Source organism: Phycicoccus mangrovi, assembly GCF_018729305.1.
Taxonomy (GTDB): Bacteria; Actinomycetota; Actinomycetes; order Actinomycetales; family Dermatophilaceae; genus Phycicoccus; species Phycicoccus jejuensis.
Window position 1 is genome coordinate 36,183 of sequence record NZ_JAHHWP010000002.1, and the last position, 22,134, is coordinate 58,316.

Annotated in this window: 22 protein-coding genes and 1 tRNA gene; 16 read left to right on the forward strand and 7 right to left on the reverse strand. The window is 73.7% G+C overall.

All coding sequences use genetic code 11. From position 1 onward, the window contains the following. Positions 1-59: 59 nt before the first annotated feature. The 6 genes from KMZ30_RS00785 to KMZ30_RS00805 all read left to right on the forward strand — a co-directional run bounded on the left by KMZ30_RS00785 (position 60) and on the right by KMZ30_RS00805 (position 4,165). A complete protein-coding gene (locus KMZ30_RS00785; RefSeq protein WP_226901526.1) occupies positions 60-2,183 on the forward strand; it encodes an ATP-dependent DNA helicase UvrD2 in 2,124 nt (707 codons plus the stop codon). Between the two features lie 157 nt (positions 2,184-2,340). Then, positions 2,341-2,583 carry a hypothetical protein gene (locus tag KMZ30_RS00790; protein ID WP_215510966.1) on the forward strand — a complete coding sequence of 81 codons (243 nt, stop codon included), beginning with the start codon at positions 2,341-2,343 and terminating at the stop codon, positions 2,581-2,583. Positions 2,584-2,795: 212 nt separating this feature from the next. Beyond that, a complete protein-coding gene (locus tag KMZ30_RS00795) occupies positions 2,796-3,083 on the forward strand; it encodes a WhiB family transcriptional regulator (RefSeq protein WP_030529680.1) in 288 nt (95 codons plus the stop codon). A gap of 50 nt (positions 3,084-3,133) precedes the next feature. Then, the gene (locus tag KMZ30_RS21970) at positions 3,134-3,265 is read left to right on the forward strand and encodes a hypothetical protein (RefSeq protein WP_256437940.1); all 132 of its coding nucleotides are present in this window, start codon (positions 3,134-3,136) and stop codon (positions 3,263-3,265) included. A gap of 127 nt (positions 3,266-3,392) precedes the next feature. Next, entirely contained in the window at positions 3,393-3,965 is a 573-nt protein-coding gene (locus KMZ30_RS00800) for an HhH-GPD-type base excision DNA repair protein (protein ID WP_215510967.1), read from the forward strand. 2 nt (positions 3,966-3,967) lie between these two features. Beyond that, positions 3,968-4,165: a hypothetical protein gene (locus tag KMZ30_RS00805; RefSeq protein WP_226901527.1), complete on the forward strand. Its 198-nt coding sequence runs from the start codon at positions 3,968-3,970 to the stop codon at positions 4,163-4,165. A gap of 4 nt (positions 4,166-4,169) precedes the next feature. Here KMZ30_RS00805 and KMZ30_RS00810 read toward each other — a convergent pair whose 3' ends face one another. From KMZ30_RS00810 to KMZ30_RS00820, 3 genes are all read right to left on the reverse strand, one after another. Beyond that, entirely contained in the window at positions 4,170-5,525 is a 1,356-nt protein-coding gene (locus tag KMZ30_RS00810) for an ABC1 kinase family protein (RefSeq protein ID WP_308279516.1), read from the reverse strand. After that, on the reverse strand, positions 5,522-6,067 hold the full coding sequence (locus KMZ30_RS00815; protein ID WP_215510968.1) for a hypothetical protein: 546 nt from the start codon (positions 6,065-6,067) through the stop codon (positions 5,522-5,524). The genes KMZ30_RS00810 and KMZ30_RS00815 overlap by 4 nt, the downstream gene beginning before the upstream one ends. Positions 6,068-6,202: 135 nt before the next feature. Next, the gene (locus tag KMZ30_RS00820; RefSeq protein ID WP_013493366.1) at positions 6,203-6,364 is read right to left on the reverse strand and encodes a DUF5679 domain-containing protein; all 162 of its coding nucleotides are present in this window, start codon (positions 6,362-6,364) and stop codon (positions 6,203-6,205) included. Between the two features lie 196 nt (positions 6,365-6,560). Between KMZ30_RS00820 and KMZ30_RS00825 the strand changes: the two genes are divergently transcribed. Further along, positions 6,561-7,109, forward strand: a complete 549-nt coding sequence (locus KMZ30_RS00825; protein ID WP_215510969.1) for a M48 metallopeptidase family protein — start codon at positions 6,561-6,563, stop codon at positions 7,107-7,109. Here KMZ30_RS00825 and KMZ30_RS00830 read toward each other — a convergent pair. Together KMZ30_RS00830 and KMZ30_RS00835 are read right to left on the reverse strand one after the other, a co-directional pair. Further along, positions 7,065-7,646: an NUDIX hydrolase gene (locus KMZ30_RS00830; RefSeq protein WP_215510970.1), complete on the reverse strand. Its 582-nt coding sequence runs from the start codon at positions 7,644-7,646 to the stop codon at positions 7,065-7,067. The two genes, KMZ30_RS00825 and KMZ30_RS00830, sit on opposite strands and share 45 nt — an antisense overlap. After that, positions 7,643-9,010 carry a zinc-dependent metalloprotease gene (locus tag KMZ30_RS00835; RefSeq protein WP_308279517.1) on the reverse strand — a complete coding sequence of 456 codons (1,368 nt, stop codon included), beginning with the start codon at positions 9,008-9,010 and terminating at the stop codon, positions 7,643-7,645. The genes KMZ30_RS00830 and KMZ30_RS00835 overlap by 4 nt, the downstream gene beginning before the upstream one ends. 98 nt (positions 9,011-9,108) lie before the next feature. Between KMZ30_RS00835 and KMZ30_RS00840 the strand changes: the two genes are divergently transcribed. After that, the gene (locus tag KMZ30_RS00840; protein WP_215510971.1) at positions 9,109-9,543 is read left to right on the forward strand and encodes a molybdenum cofactor biosynthesis protein MoaE; all 435 of its coding nucleotides are present in this window, start codon (positions 9,109-9,111) and stop codon (positions 9,541-9,543) included. Beyond that, entirely contained in the window at positions 9,540-10,613 is a 1,074-nt protein-coding gene (locus tag KMZ30_RS00845; RefSeq protein ID WP_308279518.1) for a YlbL family protein, read from the forward strand. The genes KMZ30_RS00840 and KMZ30_RS00845 overlap by 4 nt, the downstream gene beginning before the upstream one ends. 21 nt (positions 10,614-10,634) lie before the next feature. On the opposite strand, the gene KMZ30_RS00850 is transcribed toward KMZ30_RS00845, so the two are convergent. Beyond that, entirely contained in the window at positions 10,635-11,177 is a 543-nt protein-coding gene (locus tag KMZ30_RS00850) for a PPA1309 family protein (RefSeq protein ID WP_215510972.1), read from the reverse strand. 103 nt (positions 11,178-11,280) lie between these two features. Between KMZ30_RS00850 and KMZ30_RS00855 the strand changes: the two genes are divergently transcribed. The 6 genes from KMZ30_RS00855 to KMZ30_RS00880 all read left to right on the forward strand — a co-directional run bounded on the left by KMZ30_RS00855 (position 11,281) and on the right by KMZ30_RS00880 (position 19,354). Then, positions 11,281-14,352 carry a UPF0182 family membrane protein gene (locus KMZ30_RS00855; protein WP_215510973.1) on the forward strand — a complete coding sequence of 1,024 codons (3,072 nt, stop codon included), beginning with the start codon at positions 11,281-11,283 and terminating at the stop codon, positions 14,350-14,352. A 96-nt stretch (positions 14,353-14,448) separates the two neighbouring features. Beyond that, positions 14,449-14,525: transfer RNA gene (locus KMZ30_RS00860), tRNA-Met, on the forward strand. A 259-nt stretch (positions 14,526-14,784) separates the two neighbouring features. Beyond that, complete coding sequence (locus KMZ30_RS00865) at positions 14,785-16,149, forward strand: NAD(P)/FAD-dependent oxidoreductase (RefSeq protein WP_215519838.1); 1,365 nt, start codon at positions 14,785-14,787, stop codon at positions 16,147-16,149. A 58-nt stretch (positions 16,150-16,207) separates the two neighbouring features. Further along, positions 16,208-17,506, forward strand: a complete 1,299-nt coding sequence (locus KMZ30_RS00870) for a M16 family metallopeptidase (protein WP_215510974.1) — start codon at positions 16,208-16,210, stop codon at positions 17,504-17,506. Then, positions 17,503-18,849 (forward strand): M16 family metallopeptidase, encoded by a 1,347-nt coding sequence (locus KMZ30_RS00875; protein ID WP_215510975.1) that lies wholly within the window; start codon positions 17,503-17,505, stop codon positions 18,847-18,849. Before KMZ30_RS00870 ends, KMZ30_RS00875 begins: the two co-directional genes overlap by 4 nt. Beyond that, positions 18,839-19,354 (forward strand): methylated-DNA--[protein]-cysteine S-methyltransferase, encoded by a 516-nt coding sequence (locus tag KMZ30_RS00880; protein ID WP_215510976.1) that lies wholly within the window; start codon positions 18,839-18,841, stop codon positions 19,352-19,354. Before KMZ30_RS00875 ends, KMZ30_RS00880 begins: the two co-directional genes overlap by 11 nt. On the opposite strand, the gene hisN is transcribed toward KMZ30_RS00880, so the two are convergent. Next, positions 19,351-20,142 carry a histidinol-phosphatase gene (gene hisN / locus KMZ30_RS00885; RefSeq protein ID WP_215510977.1) on the reverse strand — a complete coding sequence of 264 codons (792 nt, stop codon included), beginning with the start codon at positions 20,140-20,142 and terminating at the stop codon, positions 19,351-19,353. The two genes, KMZ30_RS00880 and hisN, sit on opposite strands and share 4 nt — an antisense overlap. 267 nt (positions 20,143-20,409) lie before the next feature. On the opposite strand from hisN, the gene KMZ30_RS00890 reads away from it, so the two are divergent. Continuing rightward, a complete protein-coding gene (locus KMZ30_RS00890) occupies positions 20,410-22,032 on the forward strand; it encodes a peptide ABC transporter substrate-binding protein (protein WP_226901528.1) in 1,623 nt (540 codons plus the stop codon). The last annotated feature ends 102 nt before the right edge of the window (positions 22,033-22,134 follow it).

Here is a 22,134-nt window from a genome sequence, read left to right on the forward strand (position 1 = left end):
CGACGCCCTCGTCGCCCGGGCCGGGGGAGCGTCGGCGGCGCGACCTAGGATCGACCCCGATGACGATCCTCCCCGTGCACCCCGGCGCCGACGACGTCCTCGACGCGCTCGACCCCGAGCAGCGCGAGGTCGCCTCGCACCCCCTCGGGCCGATGGCGGTGCTCGCCGGCGCGGGCACCGGCAAGACGCGCGCCATCACCCACCGCATCGCGTACGGCGTGCTGTCCGGGGCCTACCAGCCGCAGCGCGTCCTCGCCGTCACCTTCACCGCCCGGGCCGCCGGCGAGATGCGCACCCGGCTGCGCGACCTCGGGGTCGGCGGGGTCCAGGCGCGCACCTTCCACGCCGCGGCGCTGCGCCAGCTGCACTACTTCTGGCCGCAGGCCATCGGTGGCGCCGCCCCCGAGGTGATGCCGCACAAGGCGAGCGCCGTCGCCGAGACCGGCGGCCGCCTGCGCCTCGGCCTCAACTCGGCCGGGGTGCGCGACGTCGCCGCCGAGATCGAGTGGGCCAAGGTGTCGATGCTCACCTCCGACACCTACGCCGCCGCCGCGACGCGCGTCCGGCGCGAGCCGCCGGCCGGCCTCGACGCCACCGCGATGGCTCGCGTCATCGAGCAGTACGAGGCGGTGAAGACCGAGCGTGGCGTCATCGACTTCGAGGACGTCCTCCTCCTGACCGCCGGCATCCTCGGCGAGCACGAGCAGGTCGCGCGGGCCGTGCGGGCGCAGTACCGGCACTTCGTCGTCGACGAGTACCAGGACGTCAACCGCCTCCAGCAGACCCTCCTCGAGCTGTGGCTCGGCGAGCGCGAGGACGTGTGCGTCGTCGGCGACCCCGCCCAGACGATCTACTCGTTCACCGGTGCCTCCCCGGCGCACCTCCTCGGCTTCCGCTCGCGTCACCCGCAGGCCCGGGTCGTCGAGCTCGTCCGCAACTACCGCTCGACCCCGCAGGTCGTCGGGCTGGCCAACCTCGTCCTGCGCAGCCCCGGCGGCGGCCGCCGCTCCGGCTCCGTCGAGCTGCGCGCGCAGCGCCAGGACGGCGTCGTCCCCGAGCTCCTCGTCGCCGACGACGACCCGCACGAGGCCGAGCAGGTCGCCGAGCGGATCCGGGGGTTGCTCGACGCGGGCCACCCGGCCTCCGAGATCGCGATCCTCTTCCGGACCAACGGGCAGAGCGAGATGCACGAGTCGGCGCTGGCCGAGCGCGGCATCCCCTACCTCGTGCGGGGGGGCGAGCGCTTCTTCTCCCGCCGGGAGGTGCGCGAGGCGATCGTCCTGCTACGCGGCGCGGCCCGCAGCGACGACGGCGAGGTGGCGCTGCCCGACCTCGTCCGCGACGTCCTGCTCGGGGTCGGCTGGACGCGCGAACCGCCGACCTCCGGCGGGGCGGCCCGCGAGCGGTGGGAGTCGCTCTCGGCGCTCGCCGCCCTCGCGGACTCCTTCGCCGCCACCGACCCGGACGCCCGGATGCCCGCCCTCGTCCGCGAGCTCGACGAGCGCGCGGCCGCCCAGCACGCCCCGACCGTCCAGGGCGTCACCCTCGCGTCGCTGCACGCCGCCAAGGGCCTGGAGTGGGGCACGGTCTTCCTCGTCGGCTGCTCCGACGGGCTGATGCCGATCACCATGGCCGAGACCCCCGACGAGATCGAGGAGGAGCGCCGGCTCCTCTACGTCGGCGTCACGCGCGCCCGCGACCGGCTCGTCCTGTCCTACGCCCGCGCCCGTACGCCCGGGGCCAAGGGCACCCGCCGGCCCTCGCGCTTCCTCGACGGCACCGAGTCCGTGCTCGGCGAGGCGGCCCGCAGCCGACCGAAGCAGTCGGCGAAGAAGGTCCGCGGGCGTGAGCGTGCCTCCCTCCCGACGACGTGCCGCGTGTGCGGCGGAGGCCTGGCCACCGCCAAGGAGCGCACGATCGGCCGGTGCACGGCATGCCCGCCGACGATGGACGAGCAGCTCTTCGAGGAGCTGCGGACGTGGCGCCTCGCCACCGCCAAGGAGCTCGACGTCCCGGCGTTCGTGGTCTTCACGGACGCCACGCTCACGGCGATCGCCGAGCGCGAGCCCGCCGACGCGGCCGAGCTGTCCCGCATCGCCGGGGTCGGCCCAGCCAAGCTGGAGCGCTTCGGAGAGGCAGTCCTCGATCTCGTCAGAACTTTTTCTGAGGCCCAGAACGCCTGAGGCGCAACGGTTTCGGACCGCTGTGCGGAGGAAAGTCACGGGCGACCGGTGTAAATCCGTTGCCGACGTTCCGCGGGCCCCCCTACAGTTGCTCGCAACACCTCGCGTGCCCGCCCGGGCACCGACACGACCGAGACCGCGAAGGAGGGTTGGACCGATGGAGAAGACGATGACGACGAACGGCACGGCGATGGCTGCTGCCCGTGAGACCGGCACGACCGTCTGGTACGGCTCCAACACCGCCCACGCGGTCGATCTCCGTCAGGTCCAGGGGCGCACTGTGTCCGCTGCCGACCTCGGCATGCGCGACCGCGTCGTCGCCGGTGACGCCACCGGCTTCGGCATCGCCGTCCCGTCCACGGGATCCGTGTACCCACGCCTCGAGGCACCCCCCGTCTGACCACCAGACAGGCGCACCTCGAGGCCGCGGATCCCCCCAGGGATCCGCGGCCTCTCTCTTTGCCCGCACGGCCCGGGCGCCGCACCACCGACCACCACAGCACGCGAGGACCAACCGACATGACCGCAGTGAGCGACCGGACCGACACCGACCGCCCGCCCAGTACCACCCCGCGCCACACCCGGCGCTCGACGAACGGAGGTGACCCCCCGATGCAGCTGACCGATCTCCTCGACCTGCAGGACCCGGACGTCATCGACGGCGAGGGCATCCCCTGCCGCGAGAACGACGCCGAGCTCTGGTTCGCCGACACCCCGGAGGGGGTCGAGTTCGCCAAGGCCCTGTGCCGCACCTGCCCGGTGCGCCGCAGCTGCCTCGCCGGCGCGCTCGAGCGGCGCGAGCCGTGGGGCGTCTGGGGTGGCGAGTACTTCGTCCAGGGCGTCACCGTGGCGCGCAAGCGGCCCCGGGGCCGCCCGCGCAAGACCGAGGTCGCGGCCTGACCGCGGCCCCGATCATCAACGCACACAAGCACTTCCGACAGGAGAACGACATGTACCACCGACGGATGCAGCGGATCCGTCGCGTCGTGCACGAGCGCCGCGCCCACGAGGCGCAGCGGGTCGAGCGCGAGGCGGCCAACCGCGAGCAGATGCAGGCGGTCGTCCACGCCATCGTCCGATGAGGGCCGGCGTGCACACCGCGGACCGCACCGCCCCCGGCACCACGCCGGGGGCGGTGCCCGTCCCACCTCTGCGCGGGCGGGACTTCTGGCGCGCCGTGGTCGCCGACGTGCTGGCTACGCTGACCCCATGGCCGCGCTGACGATCGCCCAGGACCCCGCCGCCGACCGCGTCCTCTCCGAGGATCCCTTCGCGCTCCTCACCGGGATGCTCCTGGACCAGCAGTTCCCGATGGAGCGCGCCTTCGCCGGGCCGGCCAAGGTCCTCGAGCGCTTCGGCACCCTCGACCCCGCGGCCCTCGCCGCGGCCGACCCCGAGACCTTCGCCGACCTCTGCGCCACGCCGCCGGCGGTCCACCGCTACGGTCGCTCGATGGCCGGGCGCATCCAGGCGCTCGCGGTCGTCGTCCGCGACGAGTACGACGGCGACGCCTCCCGCCTCTGGACCACCGCCTCCACCGGTCGTGAGCTGGTCGCGCGGCTCAAGGCGCTGCCCGGCTTCGGCGACCAGAAGGCGCGGATCTTCGCGGCCCTGCTCGGCAAGCAGCTGGGTGTGCGGCCCGACGGGTGGCAGGAGGCGTGCGGCGCCTACGCCGAGACGGGCTCCTTCCGCTCGGTGGCCGACGTGGTCGACCCCGACTCCCTCCAGAAGGTCCGCGACTTCAAGAAGGCGGCCAAGGCCGCGGCGAAGACCAAGGGCTGAGCGTGAGCGTCGCGGCGGGGGAGGAGCGCCCGGTCTGTGCGACGTGCGGCAGAACGCCGGCGGACGCCGAGGCCGCCGCCCTTGCCCGGCTCACGTGGAGCCGCGGGACCGAGGCCGGTCGCGAGGTCTGGACCTGCGCGGCGTGCAGCCGCCGGCACCTGCGCAGCATCGAGGGCAAGCTCGACTCCGCCTGGTGGTGAGGGGTCAGGCGGCGTCGGGATCCGGGGGGATGCGCGACTCATCCACGCCCGGGAGGTAGGCGCAGACCATCTCGCGCAGCGGCACGGTGCCGCCGATCTGGCTGAGCACCCCGATGCCCCCGAGCCACACTCGGTGGATGAGCAGGTACTCGGGCGGCAGGTTGAGCTTGAGGCCGATGAGGAACTGCGGCCGGCGGGGGTCCTGGATCTGCGCGGCCGCGCCCCTCAGCCACTCGCGCGTGGGCGTGAACTGCTCGTGGAGGATCGGCTCGACGAGCGGCTGGAGGTACTCGACGAGGCCGTCGGGGTCGATCTGGATGCCGGGCCGGATGAAGCCGGCGCGGCGCAGGACCGCCACGAGCCCCTCGCCGTCGCCCGCGAGGCTCGCCGTGAGGATCTCGCCCATCTCGGGCGGCATGCCCTCGGGGAGGCGGTTGACCGCACCGAAGTCGAGGACGCCGAGACGGCCGTCGGGCGTGATCCGGAAGTTGCCCGGGTGCGGGTCGGCGTGCAGGAGGCGGGCCCGGGTGGGGGCGCGCAGCTGGAACTCGAGGTAGAGCGAGGCGGCCTCGTCGCGCTCCTCCGGCGTGCCGTCGGCGATGACGCGGGCGAGCGGCGTGCCCTCGACCCACTCGGTGACGAGGACCTGCGGCGACTCCACGAGGACGTCGGGGACGAGCACGTCCTCGTCGTCCCGGAAGGCGCGGGCGAAGTGCCGCTGGTGGCGGGCCTCGAGCGAGTAGTCGAGCTCCTCGCTCATCCGCGCCCGCAGCTCCTCCATGATCGGCTTCACGTCGATCCCGGGGACCCACGAGCCGGCCATCCGGGCCATCCGCGAGAGCTGGTTGAGGTCGGAGAGCAGCGCCTTGCCCGCGCCGGGGTACTGGATCTTGACGGCGACCTCGCGGCCGTCGCGCCACACGCCGCGGTGCACCTGGCCGATGGAGGCGGCGGCGGCCGGGACGTCGTCGAACTCGACGAGCTTGGTCGTGGCCCAGCGCGGCCCGAGCTCCTGGGCGAGGATGCCGTGCACGCGCTCGGCGCCCATCGGCGGCCCCGACTCCTGGAGCTTCGTCAGCGTGGCGCGGTAGGGGCCGAGCACCTCCTCGGGCATCGCGGCCTCCATGACCGACAGCGCCTGGCCGAACTTCATCGCACCGCCCTTGAGCTGGCCGAGCACCGCGAACATCTGCTCGGCGGTGCGGGCCTGGAGCTCGGCGGCGACGGCCTCGGCCGGCTTGCCGCCGACCCGTTTGCCCATGCCGAGGGCGGCCCGCCCGGCGTGGCCGAGGGGCAGGCCCGCGAGCCGAGCGGCCCGGGCGATGGAGGAGCCGGGGATCTCCCGGTCGCGTTCGCTCACCCCGCCATTCTCACCGACGCGCAGCCGCACCCGGGCCGGGAGGTCCAGACCCGGTGCACGACGGTCGTGCCTTGGGTGCCGATCTCGGTCGAGACCCCACCGAGCGAGGAGTCCCCGGCGAGGGTCGCCAGCGCGGTGACCGTGGCCACCGCGGCGGCCAGCACCACGGCCCCCGCACCGAGCGGTGCGGCGGCACCCGTCGGCCGTGGGGGCGGGGTGACGCAGACGAGGCACGGCGTGCGGCCGGGGAGGACGAGCGGCCCGACGTCGACCCCGGCCGCGTGCCGGACGACGGGCAGCAGGGCGACGTCGTGCGCCTGCCACGGCGCCCCGAGCCACGGCGCGCTCCACCACTCCGGCGGCCCGTGCTCGGCGACGAGCACGACGAGGTCGGGCCCGGGCAGGCCGGCGACGAGCGCGAGCTCCGTGGCGTCGGCCTCGTGCGCCCCGGCGCGCACCGGCACCCCGCAACGGCGCAGCCGGCCCGCGGTCTCGGACGCGAGCACGCCCCACCCGTCGACGACGACCCGCACCCGCTCCATCGCTGCCTCCTGCCCGGACCCCTGGCGGCATCCTGCCCGGCCGTGCGGCCACACCGCGCCCGTCGTCCACAGGCCCCCGGGCACGGCGACGGCCCCGGACCGTGTGGTCCGGGGCCGTCGTCGCGGGTCGGCCGCTCAGGCCTTCCCGAGGATGCGGTTGAGGTTCGTGCCGCACACCGGGCACTGCCCCTTGGCCATCCGCCGGCCGTTCTCGGAGACGACGACCTTCCCCTCCGCCTCGCGCTTCTCCTTGCACTTCACGCAGTAGAACTCGCCCTTGTAGGTCTCGTCAGCCATCGACGTACTCCTTGTCACCGGCCGGGTACCCGTCCGGAGTGGTGTACCGCCCCCCGGGGGCGGCCTGGACCGTCCCACACTAGCCACGCAGCGGGTCGCTGCCCACGTGACGCGCGGCGGGTGCGGGCGGTGGCGTCCTCGCTGGTCACGCGCGTCCCACCGGCCCCACGGACACCGCTGTGCGTAGAGTCGGGGGGTGGCCACGCGGGACGTCGAGGTCCGCCGCAGCCGGAGACGCCGCCGCACCGTGAGCGCCTACCGGGACGGCGGACGCACCGTCGTGCTCATCCCCGCCTCGTTCTCGGCCGCCGAGGAGGCCCGCTGGGTGGAGCGGATGCTCACCCGGCTCGAGCGCGGCGACACCCGCAGCGCCCTCGGCGACGAGGCGCTCGCGGCGCGCGCCGCCCGCCTCTCCGAGCGCTACCTCGGCGGTCACGCGCGCCCGAGCAGCGTCCGGTGGGTGTCGACGATGGAGAAGCGCTGGGCCTCCTGCACCCCGACCGACGGGACCATCCGGGTCTCCGACCGGCTGCGCGACGTGCCCACGCACGTCCTCGACTACGTCCTGCTCCACGAGCTCGCGCACCTGCTCGTCGCCGGCCACGGCCCGGCCTTCTGGCGGCTGCTGGGGTCCTACCCGCGCCTCGAGCGCGCCCGCGGGTTCCTCGACGGCCTCGCGCACGCGTCCGGGATGCCCCCGTCAGAGGAGCCCGAGGGCCCGTCGGCCGGCCTCGACGAGGGGTGACAGCTCGGCGCGGGTGCCCTCGGGCAGCGCGTCGACCGGCCACCAGCGCACGTCGTGCGACTCCGCGCTGACCCGTGGCACGGCGTCGGCGGCGGCCCGGGCGACGAAGCGGACGTCGAGGTGCTCGCGGCAGCGGCCGAAGTCGCCCTCGAGGGTGTGCCGGTCCAGCTGCACCGGCTCGGGCAGCGGCTCGAGGTCGGGGATGCCGGACTCCTCGCGCGCCTCGCGGCGGGCGGCGTCGTGGAGCGTCGCGTCACCGGGCTCGAGGTGGCCGCCCAGCTGGAACCACTGCCCGGCCCGCCGGTGGTGGGTGAGCAGGACGTGCTCGCCGGTGGCGTCGACGACGAGGCAGGACCCGGTGAGGTGCGCCGGCGGCCCGGCCTTGGCCACGCCGTCCGGGTGCGCCGCGAGGTGGGCCAGGTAGCCGGTGCGCAGCTCGTCCTGCTGCGCGTCCGGCGCCCGCCAGCGGTCGAGGACCGCGGTGGCGTCGGCGTGCAGGTGGGCGTACGTGCGGGTGGGGTCGGCGGGCTCCGTCACCGGTCGCCCTCGCCGCGCAGCAGCGCGTCGAGCTCGGCGTCGAGGTCGTCGGTGGCCGGTGTGGTCGACCGCTCCGCGTAGCCCAGCGGGTCGTCGAGGTCGGCCGACGACGGTGCGAGGTCGGGGTGGCGCCACGCGGCGTCGCGGCCCTCGGCGCCGGCCCGGTCCTCGAGCGCCCGGAAGAGGTTGGCTGCGTCGCGCAGCCGGCGCGGACGCAGCTCGAGCCCGACGAGCGAGCCGAAGGCCTTCTCGGCCGGGCCGCCGCTCGCGCGGCGCCGGCGCACGGCCTCGCCGAGGGCGTCGGCGGCCGGCAGGTGACCGGCGACCGCGCGCTCGGTCACGACGTCGACCCAGCCCTCGACGAGGGCGAGCAGCGTCTCGAGCCGGCCGAGGGCGGCCTGCTGCGCGGGGGAGTGCTGCGGGTTGAACAGCCGCCCCTGCAGCGCCTCCTGGACGGCCTGGGGGTCGGAGGGGTCGATCGAGCGGACCGCCTCCTCGATGCCGTCGGTGTCGATCGTGATGTCGCCGGCGTAGTCGCGCACGGCGGCGCGCAGCCCGGCCGAGAGCCACGGCACGTCGGCGAACAGGCGCACGCGGGCCACCTCGCGGACCGCGAGGTAGAGGCGCGCCTGCGGCTCGTCGACCTCGAGGCCGTCGGCGAGCTCGCGCAGGGCCTGCGGCATGAGGACGACGTCGGGGGCGGGCACGAGCGGGAGCGAGACCTCGCAGCCGGTGACGACCTCGCCGGCGAGGGTCCCGACGCCCTGGCCGAGCTGGAGGGCGAACATCGAGCCGTGCATGCGGCGCAGCATCGGGCCGGCCTGGTCGAGCATCCCGGCCATCCCCGCGGGCAGCGCGTCCTCGGGCAGGTCGGAGAGCTGGCGGGTCATCGCCGCGGTGACGGCGTCGGTCACGCCCTCGGCCACGGGCTCGACGAGGTCGGTCCAGACGGGCATCGTCGCCTCGACCCACTCGGCGCGGCTCCAGGCGGTGCCGCGCAGGGCGGGGGCCGTGAGGTCGGTGACGGCGTCGAGCCAGAGGTTCGCGACCTGGACGGCCTCGGCGGCGGCCCGGCGGTCGGCCTCGGCCGCGAGGGCGTCCCCGGCGGACGCGACGGTCTTGCGCGCGGTGTCGGTGGCCAGCGCCGGGTCGAGCGTGCTGTCACCGGGCGGGGCGGCGAACATCGCCTGCACCTGGGACATGACCATCTGGAGCATCTGCGGGTCGATGCGGTCCAGGCCCATGCTGCGCATCATCGCGACCATCTGAGGGTCGAGCTCGGCGCCGCCGGTGAGGCCGCGCAGCATCTGCTCCAGCTCCGGGGGGAGGTCGGGGGTCTCGTCGTCGTCGGCGTGGTCGGTCACGGCCGGTCTCCTGCAGGTCGGATGAGAGGATGGGCGTCTGTCGTACCCAACCACGGCCGCGCGCGAATCGTTCCGGCGGCCGTCCCCCGAGGAGCCCCATGGCCACCGATGACTCCGCGGTCGCGCTCGTCGCGGTCCGCGACGAGCCGCTGTCCGTCGACGAGGCGCTCGACGCCGTGCGCCACCCCGCGTGCGGCGGCGTCGCGCTCTTCGTCGGGCTCGTGCGCGACCACGACCACGGCGACGCCGTGACGGGGCTGGAGTACTCGGCGCACCCGAGCGCCCTCGCGACGATGCAGGAGGTGTGCGAGCACGTCCTCGCGTCCTCGGACGCCGTCCGGGTGGCCGCGGTCCACCGCACCGGGACGCTCGCCATCGGCGACCTCGCGGTCGTCGTCGCGGCGGCGGCGCCGCACCGCGGCCAGGCCTTCGACGCCTGCCGGGCGGTCATCGACACCCTCAAGGCGCGCACGCCCATCTGGAAGCACCAGTCCCTCGGTGACGGCTCGACCGAGTGGGTGGGGCTGCCGTGAGCCTGGGCGTCCCCCCGCCCTCCCCGCGCGGCGGCCGCCTCGCCGCGACCCTCCTCACCTCGCTCTTCCTGCTCGTCGTCCTCGCCGCCGGGATGACGTTCGTCGGTCTGCCCTACGTCATCCTGTCGCCCGGCCCGGCCACCAACGTCCTCGGCGAGGTCGAGGGCAAGCCGGTGCTGTCGGTGCAGGGGGCGCAGACGTACCCGACGCAGGGCGCGCTCGACTTCACGACCGTCGCCTTCGAGGGAGGCCCCGGACGCACGGTGACGATCTACGACCTCGCGGAGGCGTGGTGGCGCGGCGACAGCGAGACCGCGCCCGAGAGCGACTACTTCCCCGACGACACGACCGCCGACGAGGTCCAGGAGCAGAACACCGAGCTGATGAACGAGTCGCAGGTCGTCGCGGCGGCGACCGCCCTGCGCGCGCTCGGGAAGCCGGTGACGACGGACGTCGCCATCGCCGACGTGCCGGACGGCAGCCCGGCGACCGGCGTGCTCGAGAAGGGCGACGTGCTGCGGAGCGTCGACGGGGTCGAGGCGTCCGACCCGGAGGCCGTGCGCGGCGCGGTGCGCGAGCACCGGCCGGGGGAGGACGTCGCGCTCGTCGTCGAGCGGGACGGCCTCGAGAAGCGCCTCACGGTGACGACCGGCGACGTCCAGGGCCAGCCGGTCATCGGCGTGCTCCTGCGCACCGACTACGACCTGCCCGTCTCGGTCACCCTCAACACCGGCCAGGTCGGGGGGCCCTCCGCGGGCCTGATGTTCACCCTCGCGATCTACGACGCCCTGACGCCGGGCGCGCTGACCGGTGGCCAGCGCATCGCCGGCACCGGGACGATCACCGACGGGGGAGCGGTCGGGCCGATCAGCGGCATCCGGCAGAAGATGGTCGGCGCCCACGAGGCCGGCGCCCGCTGGTTCCTCTCGCCCGAGCAGGACTGCGCGGACGCCGTCGGCCACGTGCCGGACGGGATGACCCTGCTCAAGGTGACGACCTTCGACGACGCGAGGACCGCCGTCGAGGGCATCGCGAAGGGCGACACGGCCGGCCTGCCGCGCTGCGGCTGACGCGGACCGCCCGCCCGGCGGTCAGTCCAGGGTCGCGCGCAGCGCGTGGACGATGCCCGGCGCGAGGTCCTCGCCGAGGGCGACCTCGTCGTCGCTGTCGTGCGCCCGCTGGCGCAGCAGGCAGCGGGCGGCGCCGTCGCGCGTGACGGCCACGAGCAGGCGCACGTCGGCGCGGTCGGGGTGCCCGGCGACGGCGCGCACCGCCTCGTCGGGGTCCTCGGGCAGGTCGCGCTCGGCGGCCGGCGGGAGGACGACCCGCTCGACGGCGACCGCGCAGCCGGCGACCTCCGCGGGCCAGGCGATCCGGCCGAGCAGCTCCTCGAGCCCGGTGGCGTCCGGGAGCTCGTCCTGCTCGATGGCCGACAGGGCGCCGGCGACCGCGTCGTGGGTGGCCAGGCCCTGCGCCAGCTGGGGTTCGCGCTCGACGAGCTCGGCCGTGGGGACGAGGGCGAAGAGCCGGACCGGCTGGTCCCACCCGGAGCGGGCGACGTGGCGTTCGGTGTCGAGCGCGGCGAGGGTCAGGGGGTCGGTGACGGGGCGTCGGTCGGGGCTCACGGGCTCCATGGTGCCCGACGCAACCTTTCCCGCCCTCCGCGCGTTCGGGTGTGCGAGATAGGTTGACCACACCCATCGCACGACGACCCCGGCACACGGGACGAGGAGAGCTGTGAGTCGCTCGGACTGGTTCGACGGACGCGACCGCCCGGACGGACCCGATGACGGAGCCGGGTCCGCCGGTGAGGGAGCCCGCCCCGCGCGGCCGCGCCGGAGGGGCCCGCTGCTGCCCACGCTGCTCGTCCTCATCGGTCTGGCCGTCGTCGGAGGCATCGCCGCCGACCTGCTGACCGACGTCTGGTGGTACGAGTCCGTCGGCTACCGCAGCGTCTTCACGACGGAGCTCGCCACGAAGGCGGTCATCTTCGTCGTCGCGTTCGTGCTGACCGCCGGGGCGGTGGCGGCCTCGCTCGTCGTCGCCTTCCGCACCCGACCCATCTACGTCCCGGTGACGCCGGCGCAGCAGGTGCTCGAGCAGTACCGGCAGGCCATCGAGCCGCTGCGGCGGATCGCGCTGTTCGTCGTCCCGGGCGTCCTCGGCCTGCTCGCGGGCTCGGGGTCGATGGGGGCGTGGCGCACCTACCTGCTCTGGGCCAACCGGCAGCCATTCGGCGTCACCGACCCGCAGTTCGGCCTCGACGTCGGCTTCTTCGTCTTCACGCTGCCGTGGCTGCGCTTCCTCGTGAGCTTCCTGACGGTCCTGCTCGTGCTGACCTTCCTGGCCGGCGCGTTCACCCACTACGTCTACGGCGGCCTCCAGCTGCCGGGCCGCGGGCCGTCGACGCGCGCCGCCTACGTGCACCTCGGGGTCGTCGGCGCGCTCATCGCGCTGACCCGCGCGGGGTCGTACTGGCTCGACCGCTACTCCCTCTCGACGCAGAAGGGGTCGCTGCTCACCGGCATCACCTACACCGACGCCAACGCGGTCCTGCCGACCAAGGCGATCCTCGCCGTCGCGGCGATCATGTGCGCCCTGTTCTTCCTCGCCGCGATCTGGAGCCGCAGCTGGCGGCTGCCGATCATCGGGGTGGGCCTCCTCGTCGTCACGGCCGTCGTCGCCGGCACGATCTACCCCGCGCTCATCCAGTCGCTGCGGGTCGGTCCGTCCGAGCGCTCGCTCGAGGCGACGTACATCGACCGCAACATCAAGGCGACGAGCAGCGCGTTCGGGCTGGACCGCGTCGAGCGGATCGAGAACACCGTGCCGGCGCAGGCCCCCTCGGAGAACACGCTGCGCTCGAACGCCGAGGCGATCCCCGGCGTGCGCGTCATCGACCCGAACGTCGTCGCGCCGACGTTCCGCCAGCTGGAGGGCGAGCGCGACTTCTACGCCTTCCCCGACACCCTCGACGTCGACCGCTACACGATCGACGGGCGCGTCAACGACGCCGTCGTCGCCGTGCGCGAGATGAACCTTTCGGGCCTGCCGGACAGCCAGCGCAACTGGATCAACGACCACACCGTCTTCACCCACGGCTACGGCTTCTACGCCGCCTACGGCAACCAGCGCACGCCGGAGGGCGACCCGGTCTTCTTCGAGGGCGGCACCCGCAACAACCTCGGCGAGTACGAGCCGCGGATCTACTTCGGCGAGCTCTCGCCGTCGTACTCGGTCGTCGGCGCGCCCGCCGGGGCGCAGGCCAAGGAGTACGACCGCCCGGGCTCCTCGGAGGGGTCGTCGGTCAACAACACCTACTCCGGTGGGGGCGGTGTCGCCATCGGCTCCACCCTGCGCAAGCTCGCGTACGCGATCAAGTACCGCGAGGCCAACTTCTTCCTCTCGAACGCGGTCAACGGCAGCTCGCGCATCCTCGACCACCGCACCCCGCAGGAGCGCGTCGAGCGCGTCGCGCCGTGGCTGACCCTCGACGGCAACGTCTACCCGGCGGTCGTCGACGGGCGGGTGCAGTGGATCGTCGACGGCTTCACGACCTCGTCGGCCTACCCGAACAGCCGCCTCGTCGACCTCGCGAACGCGACGTCGGACTCGGTCGCCCAGCGCAGCAACGTCGTCCAGGTCCGCACCGGTGAGGCCAACTACGTGCGCAACGCCGTCAAGGCGACCGTCGACGCGTACGACGGCTCGGTCAAGCTCTACGGCTGGGACACGAGCGACCCGATCCTCAAGGCGTGGAGCCAGGCGTTCGGCAACACGGTGCGCCCGATCTCGGAGATCTCCGGCGACCTGATGTCGCACATCCGCTACCCGCAGGACCTCATCAAGATCCAGCGCGACCTGCTCAACGAGTACCACATCACCAACCCGGACGACTTCTACACCGGCAACGACCGCTGGCGGGTGCCGCGCGACCCCTCGCTGTCGACCCAGGACATCCCCGTGGTGTTCCAGTCGATCGCACTGCCGGGGGAGGACCGCGCCTCGTTCTCGATCACCTCGCCGTTCGTCCCGGCGAGCAACGCCGAGGGCGGACGAGAGATCCTCCGCGGTCTCCTCGCCGTCGACGCCGACGCCGGGTCGACCGCGGGGGAGCGGGCCGAGAACTTCGGCAAGCTCCGGCTCGTCGAGTACTCCTCGAACCAGGCGCCGTCCGGACCCGGGCAGGTGCGCAACCAGATCCAGAACTCCAACGTGCGCTCGCAGAACCCCGCGGAGCAGCTGGGCCTCGCGCAGTACATCACCAACAACTCCAGCGGCGGCAAGAAGCTGACCTTCGGCAACCTGCTGACCTTCCCCCTGCAGGGCCGCACCTTCTACGTGCAGCCGATCTACGTGCAGGCCTCGGAGGGGTCGGGCTCGTTCCCGCAGAACAAGATCACCGTCGCCGTCTACGGCTCGAACGTCGCCTGGGGCGACACCCTCGACCAGGCCATCACCGGTCTCTTCGGCGAGGGCCAGGGCGACTCGGGCGGCACCGACGGCGGCGGCGGCGACGGCGGGAACGGCGGCGGCACGCCGACCGACCCCGGCACGGGTCTGCCGCAGCAGCTGAGCGCGGCGATCGCCGAGATCCAGTCGGCGTACGCGGCCGGGCAGGAGGCGCTGAGCAAGAGCGACTTCGCGGCGTACGGCGAGGCGCAGAAGCAGCTGTCCGCGGCGATCGCCAAGGCCGACGAACTCGCCCGCCAGCTCGGCACGACGGCTCCGACCCCGACGCCCTCGGCGTCCCCGTCGGCCTCGCCGTCCCCGGCGCCGTCGGCGTCGACGACCGCCAGCGCCGGATGACGCAGGGCTCCGCCGGGGCCGATTTGGTCACGGCGGAGTCCATCGTCTAACCTCGAGACATACCGAGCGCGCCCCCCGGGGCGCGACTCACCACGACGCGGGGTGGAGCAGCTCGGTAGCTCGCCGGGCTCATAACCCGGAGGTCGCAGGTTCAAATCCTGCCCCCGCTACCACGAATGACATCGGCCCCGACCGGCGACAGCCGGTCGGGGCCGATGTCATGGGCGGGCGCATCGTCCGGCACGGACCCCCCCACGAGCTCGGCCGAGCCGGGATGATCGGGGGACGACCCCACCCACCAGGGACCGCCGACGCTCCCTCCGCCCGCGCGGGCACCGCCCCACCCGCGCCCAGCCCCAGGAGACCTCCGCCGTGACCCCCAGCACGCCGCAGCCCCGGCATACCGACAGCGCCGAGCACGTTGACCCGGACGTGACCACCCCCCTGAACCGCAAGCACCGGATCGTCGTCATCGGGTCGGGCTTCGGTGGCCTCTTCGGCACCCAGGCCCTCAAGCGCCGCGACGACGTCGAGATCACCCTCGTCGCGCGCACCGCGCACCACCTCTTCCAGCCGCTGCTCTACCAGGTGGCGACCGGCATCCTCTCCGAGGGCGAGATCGCCCCGAGCACCCGCGAGGTGCTCGCCAAGCAGAAGAACGCCCGGGTCATCCTCGGCGAGGTGACCGACGTCGACCTGACGGCGCGCACGGTCACCTCGGAGCTGCTCGGCACGACGACCGTGACGGAGTACGACTCGCTGCTGGTCGCGGCCGGCGCCGGCCAGTCCTGGTTCGGCCACGACGAGTTCGCCGAGTACGCGCCGGGCATGAAGTCGGTCGACGACGCCCTCGAGCTGCGCGGCCGGATCTTCGGCGCGTTCGAGCTCGCCGAGCTCGCGACGAGCGAGGAGGACGTGCGCCGCGCGCTCACCTTCGTCGTCGTCGGGGCCGGCCCGACCGGGGTCGAGATGGCCGGCCAGATCGCCGAGCTCGCGCGCCGGACGCTGCGGCACGACTTCCGCCGCATCGACCCGACGCAGGCGCACGTCATCCTCCTCGACGCGGCCGACACGATCCTGCCGAGCTTCGGCGAGCGCCTCGGGGGAGCGGCGCGCAAGCGGCTCCAGGAGCTCGGGGTCGACGTGCGCACCGGCGCGATGGTGACGGGTGTCGACGAGGACGGCCTCACGTACAAGGACCGCCAGGACCACGTGACGCGCATCGAGACGCTGACCAAGGTCTGGGCGGCCGGGGTGCAGGCCAGCCCGCTGGGCAAGCAGCTGGCGGAGCAGTCCGGCGTCGAGCTCGACCGGGCCGGCCGCGTCAAGGTGCAGGACGACCTCACGCTGCCCGGCCACCCGGAGGTCTTCGTCGTCGGCGACATGATCGCGCTCAAGGACCTCCCGGGGGTCGCGCAGGTCGCCATCCAGGGCGCGCGCTTCGCCGCCAAGGAGATCGCGCACCGGCTCGACGGCAAGCCCTCGCAGGGCGAGTTCGAGTACTTCGACAAGGGCTCGATGGCCACGGTGTCGCGCTTCAGCGCCGTCGCCTCGATCGGCCGGCTGCGCTTCCACGGCTTCCTCGCGTGGCTGCTGTGGCTCGGGGTGCACCTCGTCTACATCATCGGCTTCAAGAACCGCATCACGACGCTGCTGCACTGGGCGGTCAGCTTCCTCGGCCGTGGTCGTGCCGAGCGGGTGGCCACGCACCAGCAGGTGTTCGGGCGGCGGGCCATGCTCCAGGTCGGCGACGAGCTGCGCTCCACGCCGAAGGACGAGCTGCGCGACGCGGGCTGAGCCCGCGTCCGGTGTCGGGGCTGGGACGCGGGGGTGCCGCTGACCTAGGGTGACGGCCATGCCGCTCGACTACCCGGTGCACCGGCGCACGCTCCCGAACGGGCTGCGTGTCGTCGTCTCCCCGGACCACACCGTCCCGAACGTCACCGTCAACCTCTGGGTGGGTGTGGGCTCCCGTCACGAGCAGGCCGGCCGCACCGGGTTCGCGCACCTCTTCGAGCACCTGATGTTCCAGGGCTCGCGCAACGTCCGCAGCGGCGAGCACTTCGAGGCGCTCATGGCCGAGGGCGGCCGGCTCAACGCGACGACGTGGTTCGACCGGACCAACTACTTCGAGACGGTGCCGAAGGGCGCCCTCGAGCTCGCGCTCTGGCTCGAGGCGGACCGGCACGCCCACCTCCTCGACGCGCTGACCCAGGAGAACCTCGACAACCAGCGCGACGTCGTCAAGGAGGAGAAGCGCCAGCGGTACGACAACCAGCCGTACGGCACCGCGCTGATCGACGTCTACGCCACCGTCTTCCCGGAGGGCCACCCGTACCACCACCCGACGATCGGGTCGATGGAGGACCTGGACGCGGCGGGGCTCGAGGACGTGCACGCCTTCTTCCGCCGCTACTACGCGCCGGACAACACGGTCCTCACGCTGTGCGGCGACGTCGAGCCGGAGGAGGGGTTCGCCCTCGTCGAGCGGTACTTCGGCGGCATCGAGGCCCGGGCGGAGGAGCCCCGGCCCACCCTCGCGCAGCTGGAGCCGCTCGCGGCCCCGGTGCGGGTCGAGCGGCGCGAGCAGGTGCCGAACGACCGCCTGCACGTCGCCTTCCGGCTGCCGGTCGACGGCACCGACGAGCTCGTCGCCGCGACCGTGGCGCTCGACTGCCTCGGGGGCCTGTCGACGTCCCGGCTCGTGCGCCGGCTCGTGCGCCGCGAGCAGAGCGCGGTCGGCGCCCACGCCACCGCGTGGGGCTTCGTCGACGGCGTCTCGCTCGGGTTCGTCGTCATCGACGCCGCCCCGGACGCCGACCCGGACGACCTCGAGGCGGCCCTGGTCGAGGAGCTGGAGCGCCTCGCGGCCGACGGCCCGACCGAGGCCGAGCTGGAGGCGTCCATCGCCCAGTCCGAGCGGGCCTGGCTCTCGGCCCTGGCCTCGCAGGAGGAGCGGGCGGACCTCCTGAGCCGGTACGCGCTGCTCCACGACGACCCCGAGGTCGTCAACACGCACCTCGACCGCGTGCGGGCGGTCACCGCCGAGCGCGTCGTCGAGGCGACCCGACGGTGGCTGCGCCCGGAGAGCCGGGCGGTGGTCGCCTACCTCGACGCCTCCGGCGACGCCGACGCGGCGGAGGCGGTCGCGTGAGCACCCGCCCGGTCGTCCTCGACCCCGAGCCCTGGGTCTTCCCCGCGGCGCGGGAGCACCTCCTGCCCAACGGGGTCCGGGTCCTCCTGCACGACCTGCCCGGCCAGTACGTCCTGTCCCTGCGCGTCGTCGTGCCTGGCTCCCTCGCCGACGAGCCGGAGGGGCTCGAGGGCATCTCGTCGATGACCGCGCGCCTGCTCGACGAGGGGACCGCCGAGCACGGGCCCGAGGAGTTCGCCGAGCTGATGGAGCGGCACGGGATGGCGCTCGGCGCCGGTGTCTCGGACGGCGGCCTGCTCGTCGACGTCGACGTCCCGCAGGCGCACCTGCCGACGGCGGCGCGGCTGCTGACCGAGGCGCTGGCCCACCCGGTCTTCCCCGAGCCGGAGGTGCGGCGCATCCTGCGCGGGCGCCTCGCCGAGATCGAGCAGGAGCGGGCGTCGGCCGCGCACCGCGCGGCGCGCGAGGTGGCCGCGACCCTCTGGGACCCCCGGGACCGGGCCTCCCGGCCGGCGGCCGGCACCGTGGAGTCGATCGGCCGGATCACCCGGGAGGCGATCGTCGAGCACCACGCCCGGCGCGTCGGCCCGCAGGGCGCCACGGTCGTCCTCGCCGGCGACCTCACCGGCACCGACGCCCTCGAGGTGCTCACCGCGACCCTCGGCTCATGGGACGCCCCGCGCCACGAGCCGGGCAGCCGCCCCGTCGCGCCGCGACCGGCCGGCGACCGGGCGCGGGTCGTCGTCGTCGACCGCCCGGGGTCGGTCCAGACCGAGATCGCCGTCTCCTGCCCGGGGCCCGACCGCTCCACGCCGCACGGGTGGGCGCCCCACCCGGTGCTCGCGTTCGTCGTCGGCGGTTCCCCGAACGCGCGCCTCGACGCGGTCCTGCGCGAGGAGAAGGGCTACACCTACGGTGTCCGGTCCTCCTTCCGGCCCCGGGTCGCGGGCGGCTCGTTCGTCACGTCCGGGTCGGTGCGCTCGGAGGTGACGGGGGAGGCGCTCGAGCTGCTCCTCGGCATCCTCGCCGACGCCCGGGAGGGGTTCACCGCGGCCGAGCTGCGCTCCGGTGTCGACTTCATCGGCAAGACCGCCCCCGGCCGCTACGCCACCGCCGACGCGGTCGCCGACGAGACCGCCGCCCTCGCGCTCGAGGGGCTGCCGCTGGACTTCACGACGCGCAACCTCGCGGCGCTGCGGGAGCTCGAGGTCGAGGACCTCGACGCCGCCTACCGCGGGGTGGCGACGGGGGAGTGGACCGTCGTCCTCGTCGGCGACGCGGCGAGCATCCTGCCCGCCCTCGAGGGCCGGGTCCCCGGGCCGGTGACGACGGTTGCCCGCTGACGCCGGGACCGCCTCGCTGGTCGTCGGCTCGCCCGTCGGCGCGCTCGAGCTCGTCGCGGACGGCGACGCCCTCGTCGCGATCCGGTTCGACGCCGAGGGCCCGCTCGACGACGAGGTCCTCGGCGCGCACCCCGTCCTGGTGGCCGCCCGCCGGCAGCTGGCCGAGTACTTCGCCGGGGAGCGCACCGTCTTCGACCTGCCGCTGCGCCCGGAGGGCACCGAGTTCCGGCGACGGGTGTGGCGCGAGCTGGCGCTCGTCCCGTGGGGGAGGACGACCACCTACGGCGCGCTCGCGGCCCGGCTCGGGCTGCCGCCCGGCGCGTCCCGGGCGGTGGGGGCCGCCAACGGCGCCAACCCGCTGCCCGTGGTCCTCCCGTGCCACCGCGTCGTCGGCAGCGACGGCACCCTGACCGGCTACGCCGGCGGACTCGAGCGCAAGGCCTTCCTCCTGCACCTCGAGGGCGTGGCCACCGAGGCCGACCAGGGCTCGCTCTTCGGGCCCTAGGGGGAGAGGCGGGCCAGGACCTCGTCGTGGAGCAGGCCGTTGGTCGCCAGGGCATTGCCCCCGAAGGGGCCGTCCACCCCGTCGAGCGAGGTGAAGCGGCCGCCGGCCTCGGTGACGACCGGGACGAGCGCCGCCATGTCGTACGTCGAGAGCTCGGGCTCGGCGGCGATGTCGACGGCCCCCTCGGCGACGAGCATGTAGGACCAGAAGTCGCCGTACGCCCGCTCGCGCCAGCACGCGCGCGCGAGGTCGAGCATCGGGTCGAGGCGGCCGACCGCCTCCCACGAGGTCGTGCTCGAGATCGACAGGGAGGCGTCGTCGAGCGTCGAGACGCCCGAGACCCGCAGCCGCCGGGCGCTCGTCAGGCTCCGGCCGGACCACGCGCCGGTGCCCTGCGAGGCCCACCAGCGCCGGCCGAGGGCCGGCGCGGCGACGAGGCCGACGACCGGGACGCCATGGTCGACGAGGGAGATGAGGGTCGCCCACACGGGAACCCCGCGGACGAAGTTGTGCGTGCCGTCGATCGGGTCGACGACCCACTGCCGGGGGCTGGCACCGGTGTCGGGCATCTCCTCGCCGATGACGGCGTCCCGCGGGCGGGTGCGCTTCAGCTGCGCCCGGAGCAGCTCCTCGGCCGCGCGGTCCGCGTCGCTGACGAGCGTGAGGTCGGGCTTGGTCTCGACGTGGAGGTCCTCGGCGCGGAAGCGCTCCATCGTCAGCCGCTCGACGGCGTCGGCGAGGACGTGGGCGAGGCGGAGGTCGTCGTCGTAGCCCGGCACGCGGCTCAACCTACCCCGCGCCCGCCCCCGGCCGAAGATCTTCCGGCGTGCGGCACGGCGCGGTCGCACTTCGGTCACAATCGGGTCTCGGTGCGCCACGGAACTTCCCTCTGTGGAGGTTCTGGTCTTTAGTGGTGCGGGCACGCCGGAGGGCGTTGTCAGGGAGATGCACCCGACCGGGGCATCCTCACGGAGAAGACCACCCGACCTCGGGTGGCACCACGTCACAGGAGGACATCCATGCGAGGAACTGCTCGCACGGTCGCCGTTGCGGCCATGTCCGCCGTTGCTCTGCTCGCTGCCGGTTGTGGCAGCGGGGACAGCGGCGGCGACCAGAGCTCGGCGGCCGGCGGCAAGACGGGCGGCGAGATCACCGTCCGCGGCTGCAACCCGCAGAACCCTCTCGTCCCGAGCAACACGACCGAGACCTGCGGTGGCAACGTGATCGACGCCATCTTCTCGAAGCTCGTGCACTACAACGCGGAGACGGCCAAGCCGGAGAACGACCTCGCGGAGTCCATCGACACGACGGACAACCAGAACTTCACGATCAAGCTCAAGCAGGGTCGCAAGTTCCACGACGGCACCGAGATCAAGGCCAAGAACTTCGTCGACGCCTGGAACTACGCCGCCTACGCGCCCAACGGCCAGTCCTCGGGCTACTTCATGGAGCCCATCGAGGGCTACGGCGACCTCCAGTGCACCGGCACCGGTGACGACCCCTGCGCCGGCGACGGCAAGGCGAAGGTCGACAAGCTGACCGGCCTCAAGGTCGTCGACGACTACACCTTCACGATCAAGACGACCGAGAAGGTCTCGAACCTCCCGGTCCGCCTGGGCTACTCGGCGTTCTCGCCGCTCCCGGACGCCTTCTTCTCGGACCCCAAGGCCTTCGGCGACAAGCCGATCGGCTCGGGCCCGTACAAGCTGGACGCCTGGAACAAGGAGCAGTCGATCGTCCTGTCCAAGTTCGCCGACTACTCCGGTGACTTCGGCGGCAAGGTCGACAAGATCACCTTCAAGATCTACACGGAGTCCGACGCCGCGTACAACGACGTCATCGCCAGCAACCTGGACATCACGGACGAGATCCCGACCAGCGCGCTGATCGACGACAAGTACAAGCAGGACCTCCCCGACCGCAACGCGCAGAAGGAGACCGGCGTCATCCAGACGATCACCTTCGCGCCCACCAAGGTCGACCCGAACTACGCGGACCCGAAGATCCGTCAGGCGATCTCCATGGCGATCGACCGCGACACGATCATCAAGCAGATCTTCAACAACACCCGCGTCCCCGCGACCGGCTGGGTCTCCCCGGTCGTCGACGGCTACAAGGCCGACCAGTGCGGTGAGTACTGCACCTACGACCCGGCCAAGGCCAAGGCCCTCCTCCAGGAGGCCGGCGGCTTCAAGGGCGACAAGATCACCCTGTCCTACAACGCGGACGCCGCGCACAAGGACTGGACCGAGGCCACCTGCAACAGCATCAAGCAGGCCCTGGGCGTCGACTGCGTCGCCACCGGTGTCGTCGACTTCGCGACCTTCCGCACGCAGATCGCGGAGCGCAAGATGAAGGGCATGTTCCGCACCGGCTGGCAGATGGACTACCCGTCGATCGAGAACTTCCTCGCCCCGATCTTCAAGACCGGCGCGTCCTCCAACGACGGTGACTACTCCAACCCGGAGTTCGACAAGCTGCTGACCCAGGCGGCCGCGTCGACCGACGAGGCGGAGGCCAACAGCCTGTACCAGCAGGCCGAGGCGCTCCTCGCGCAGGACATGCCGGCCATCCCGATGTGGTACGGCAAGACCACGATGGGCTGGTCCGACAAGGTCACCGGCGTGAAGATCACCGCCTTCGGCACGATCGACTTCTCGTCGGTCGCCCTGAAGTGACGGACGGGACCTCCTGAGGTCCCGACCCCCACAGTCGTGGGGGGGGGGGGCGCCGCCCGGCGGGCGACGCGCCGCGCCCGGGCGGGGCGGCGGGGCCGGCCG

Excerpts from the sequence above, each read along its gene's own strand:
- KMZ30_RS00785 (WP_226901526.1), top strand. The coding sequence starts at position 60 with ATGACGATCCTCCCCGTGCACCCCGGCGCCGACGACGTCCTCGACGCG.
- KMZ30_RS00790 (WP_215510966.1), top strand. The coding sequence starts at position 2,341 with ATGGAGAAGACGATGACGACGAACGGCACGGCGATGGCTGCTGCCCGT.
- KMZ30_RS00795 (WP_030529680.1), top strand. The coding sequence starts at position 2,796 with ATGCAGCTGACCGATCTCCTCGACCTGCAGGACCCGGACGTCATCGAC.
- KMZ30_RS21970 (WP_256437940.1), top strand. The coding sequence starts at position 3,134 with ATGTACCACCGACGGATGCAGCGGATCCGTCGCGTCGTGCACGAGCGC.
- KMZ30_RS00800 (WP_215510967.1), top strand. The coding sequence starts at position 3,393 with ATGGCCGCGCTGACGATCGCCCAGGACCCCGCCGCCGACCGCGTCCTC.
- KMZ30_RS00815 (WP_215510968.1), bottom strand. The coding sequence starts at position 6,067 with ATGGAGCGGGTGCGGGTCGTCGTCGACGGGTGGGGCGTGCTCGCGTCC.
- KMZ30_RS00820 (WP_013493366.1), bottom strand. The coding sequence starts at position 6,364 with ATGGCTGACGAGACCTACAAGGGCGAGTTCTACTGCGTGAAGTGCAAG.
- KMZ30_RS00840 (WP_215510971.1), top strand. The coding sequence starts at position 9,109 with ATGGCCACCGATGACTCCGCGGTCGCGCTCGTCGCGGTCCGCGACGAG.
- KMZ30_RS00850 (WP_215510972.1), bottom strand. The coding sequence starts at position 11,177 with ATGGAGCCCGTGAGCCCCGACCGACGCCCCGTCACCGACCCCCTGACC.
- KMZ30_RS00870 (WP_215510974.1), top strand. The coding sequence starts at position 16,208 with ATGCCGCTCGACTACCCGGTGCACCGGCGCACGCTCCCGAACGGGCTG.
- KMZ30_RS00890 (WP_226901528.1), top strand. The coding sequence starts at position 20,410 with ATGTCCGCCGTTGCTCTGCTCGCTGCCGGTTGTGGCAGCGGGGACAGC.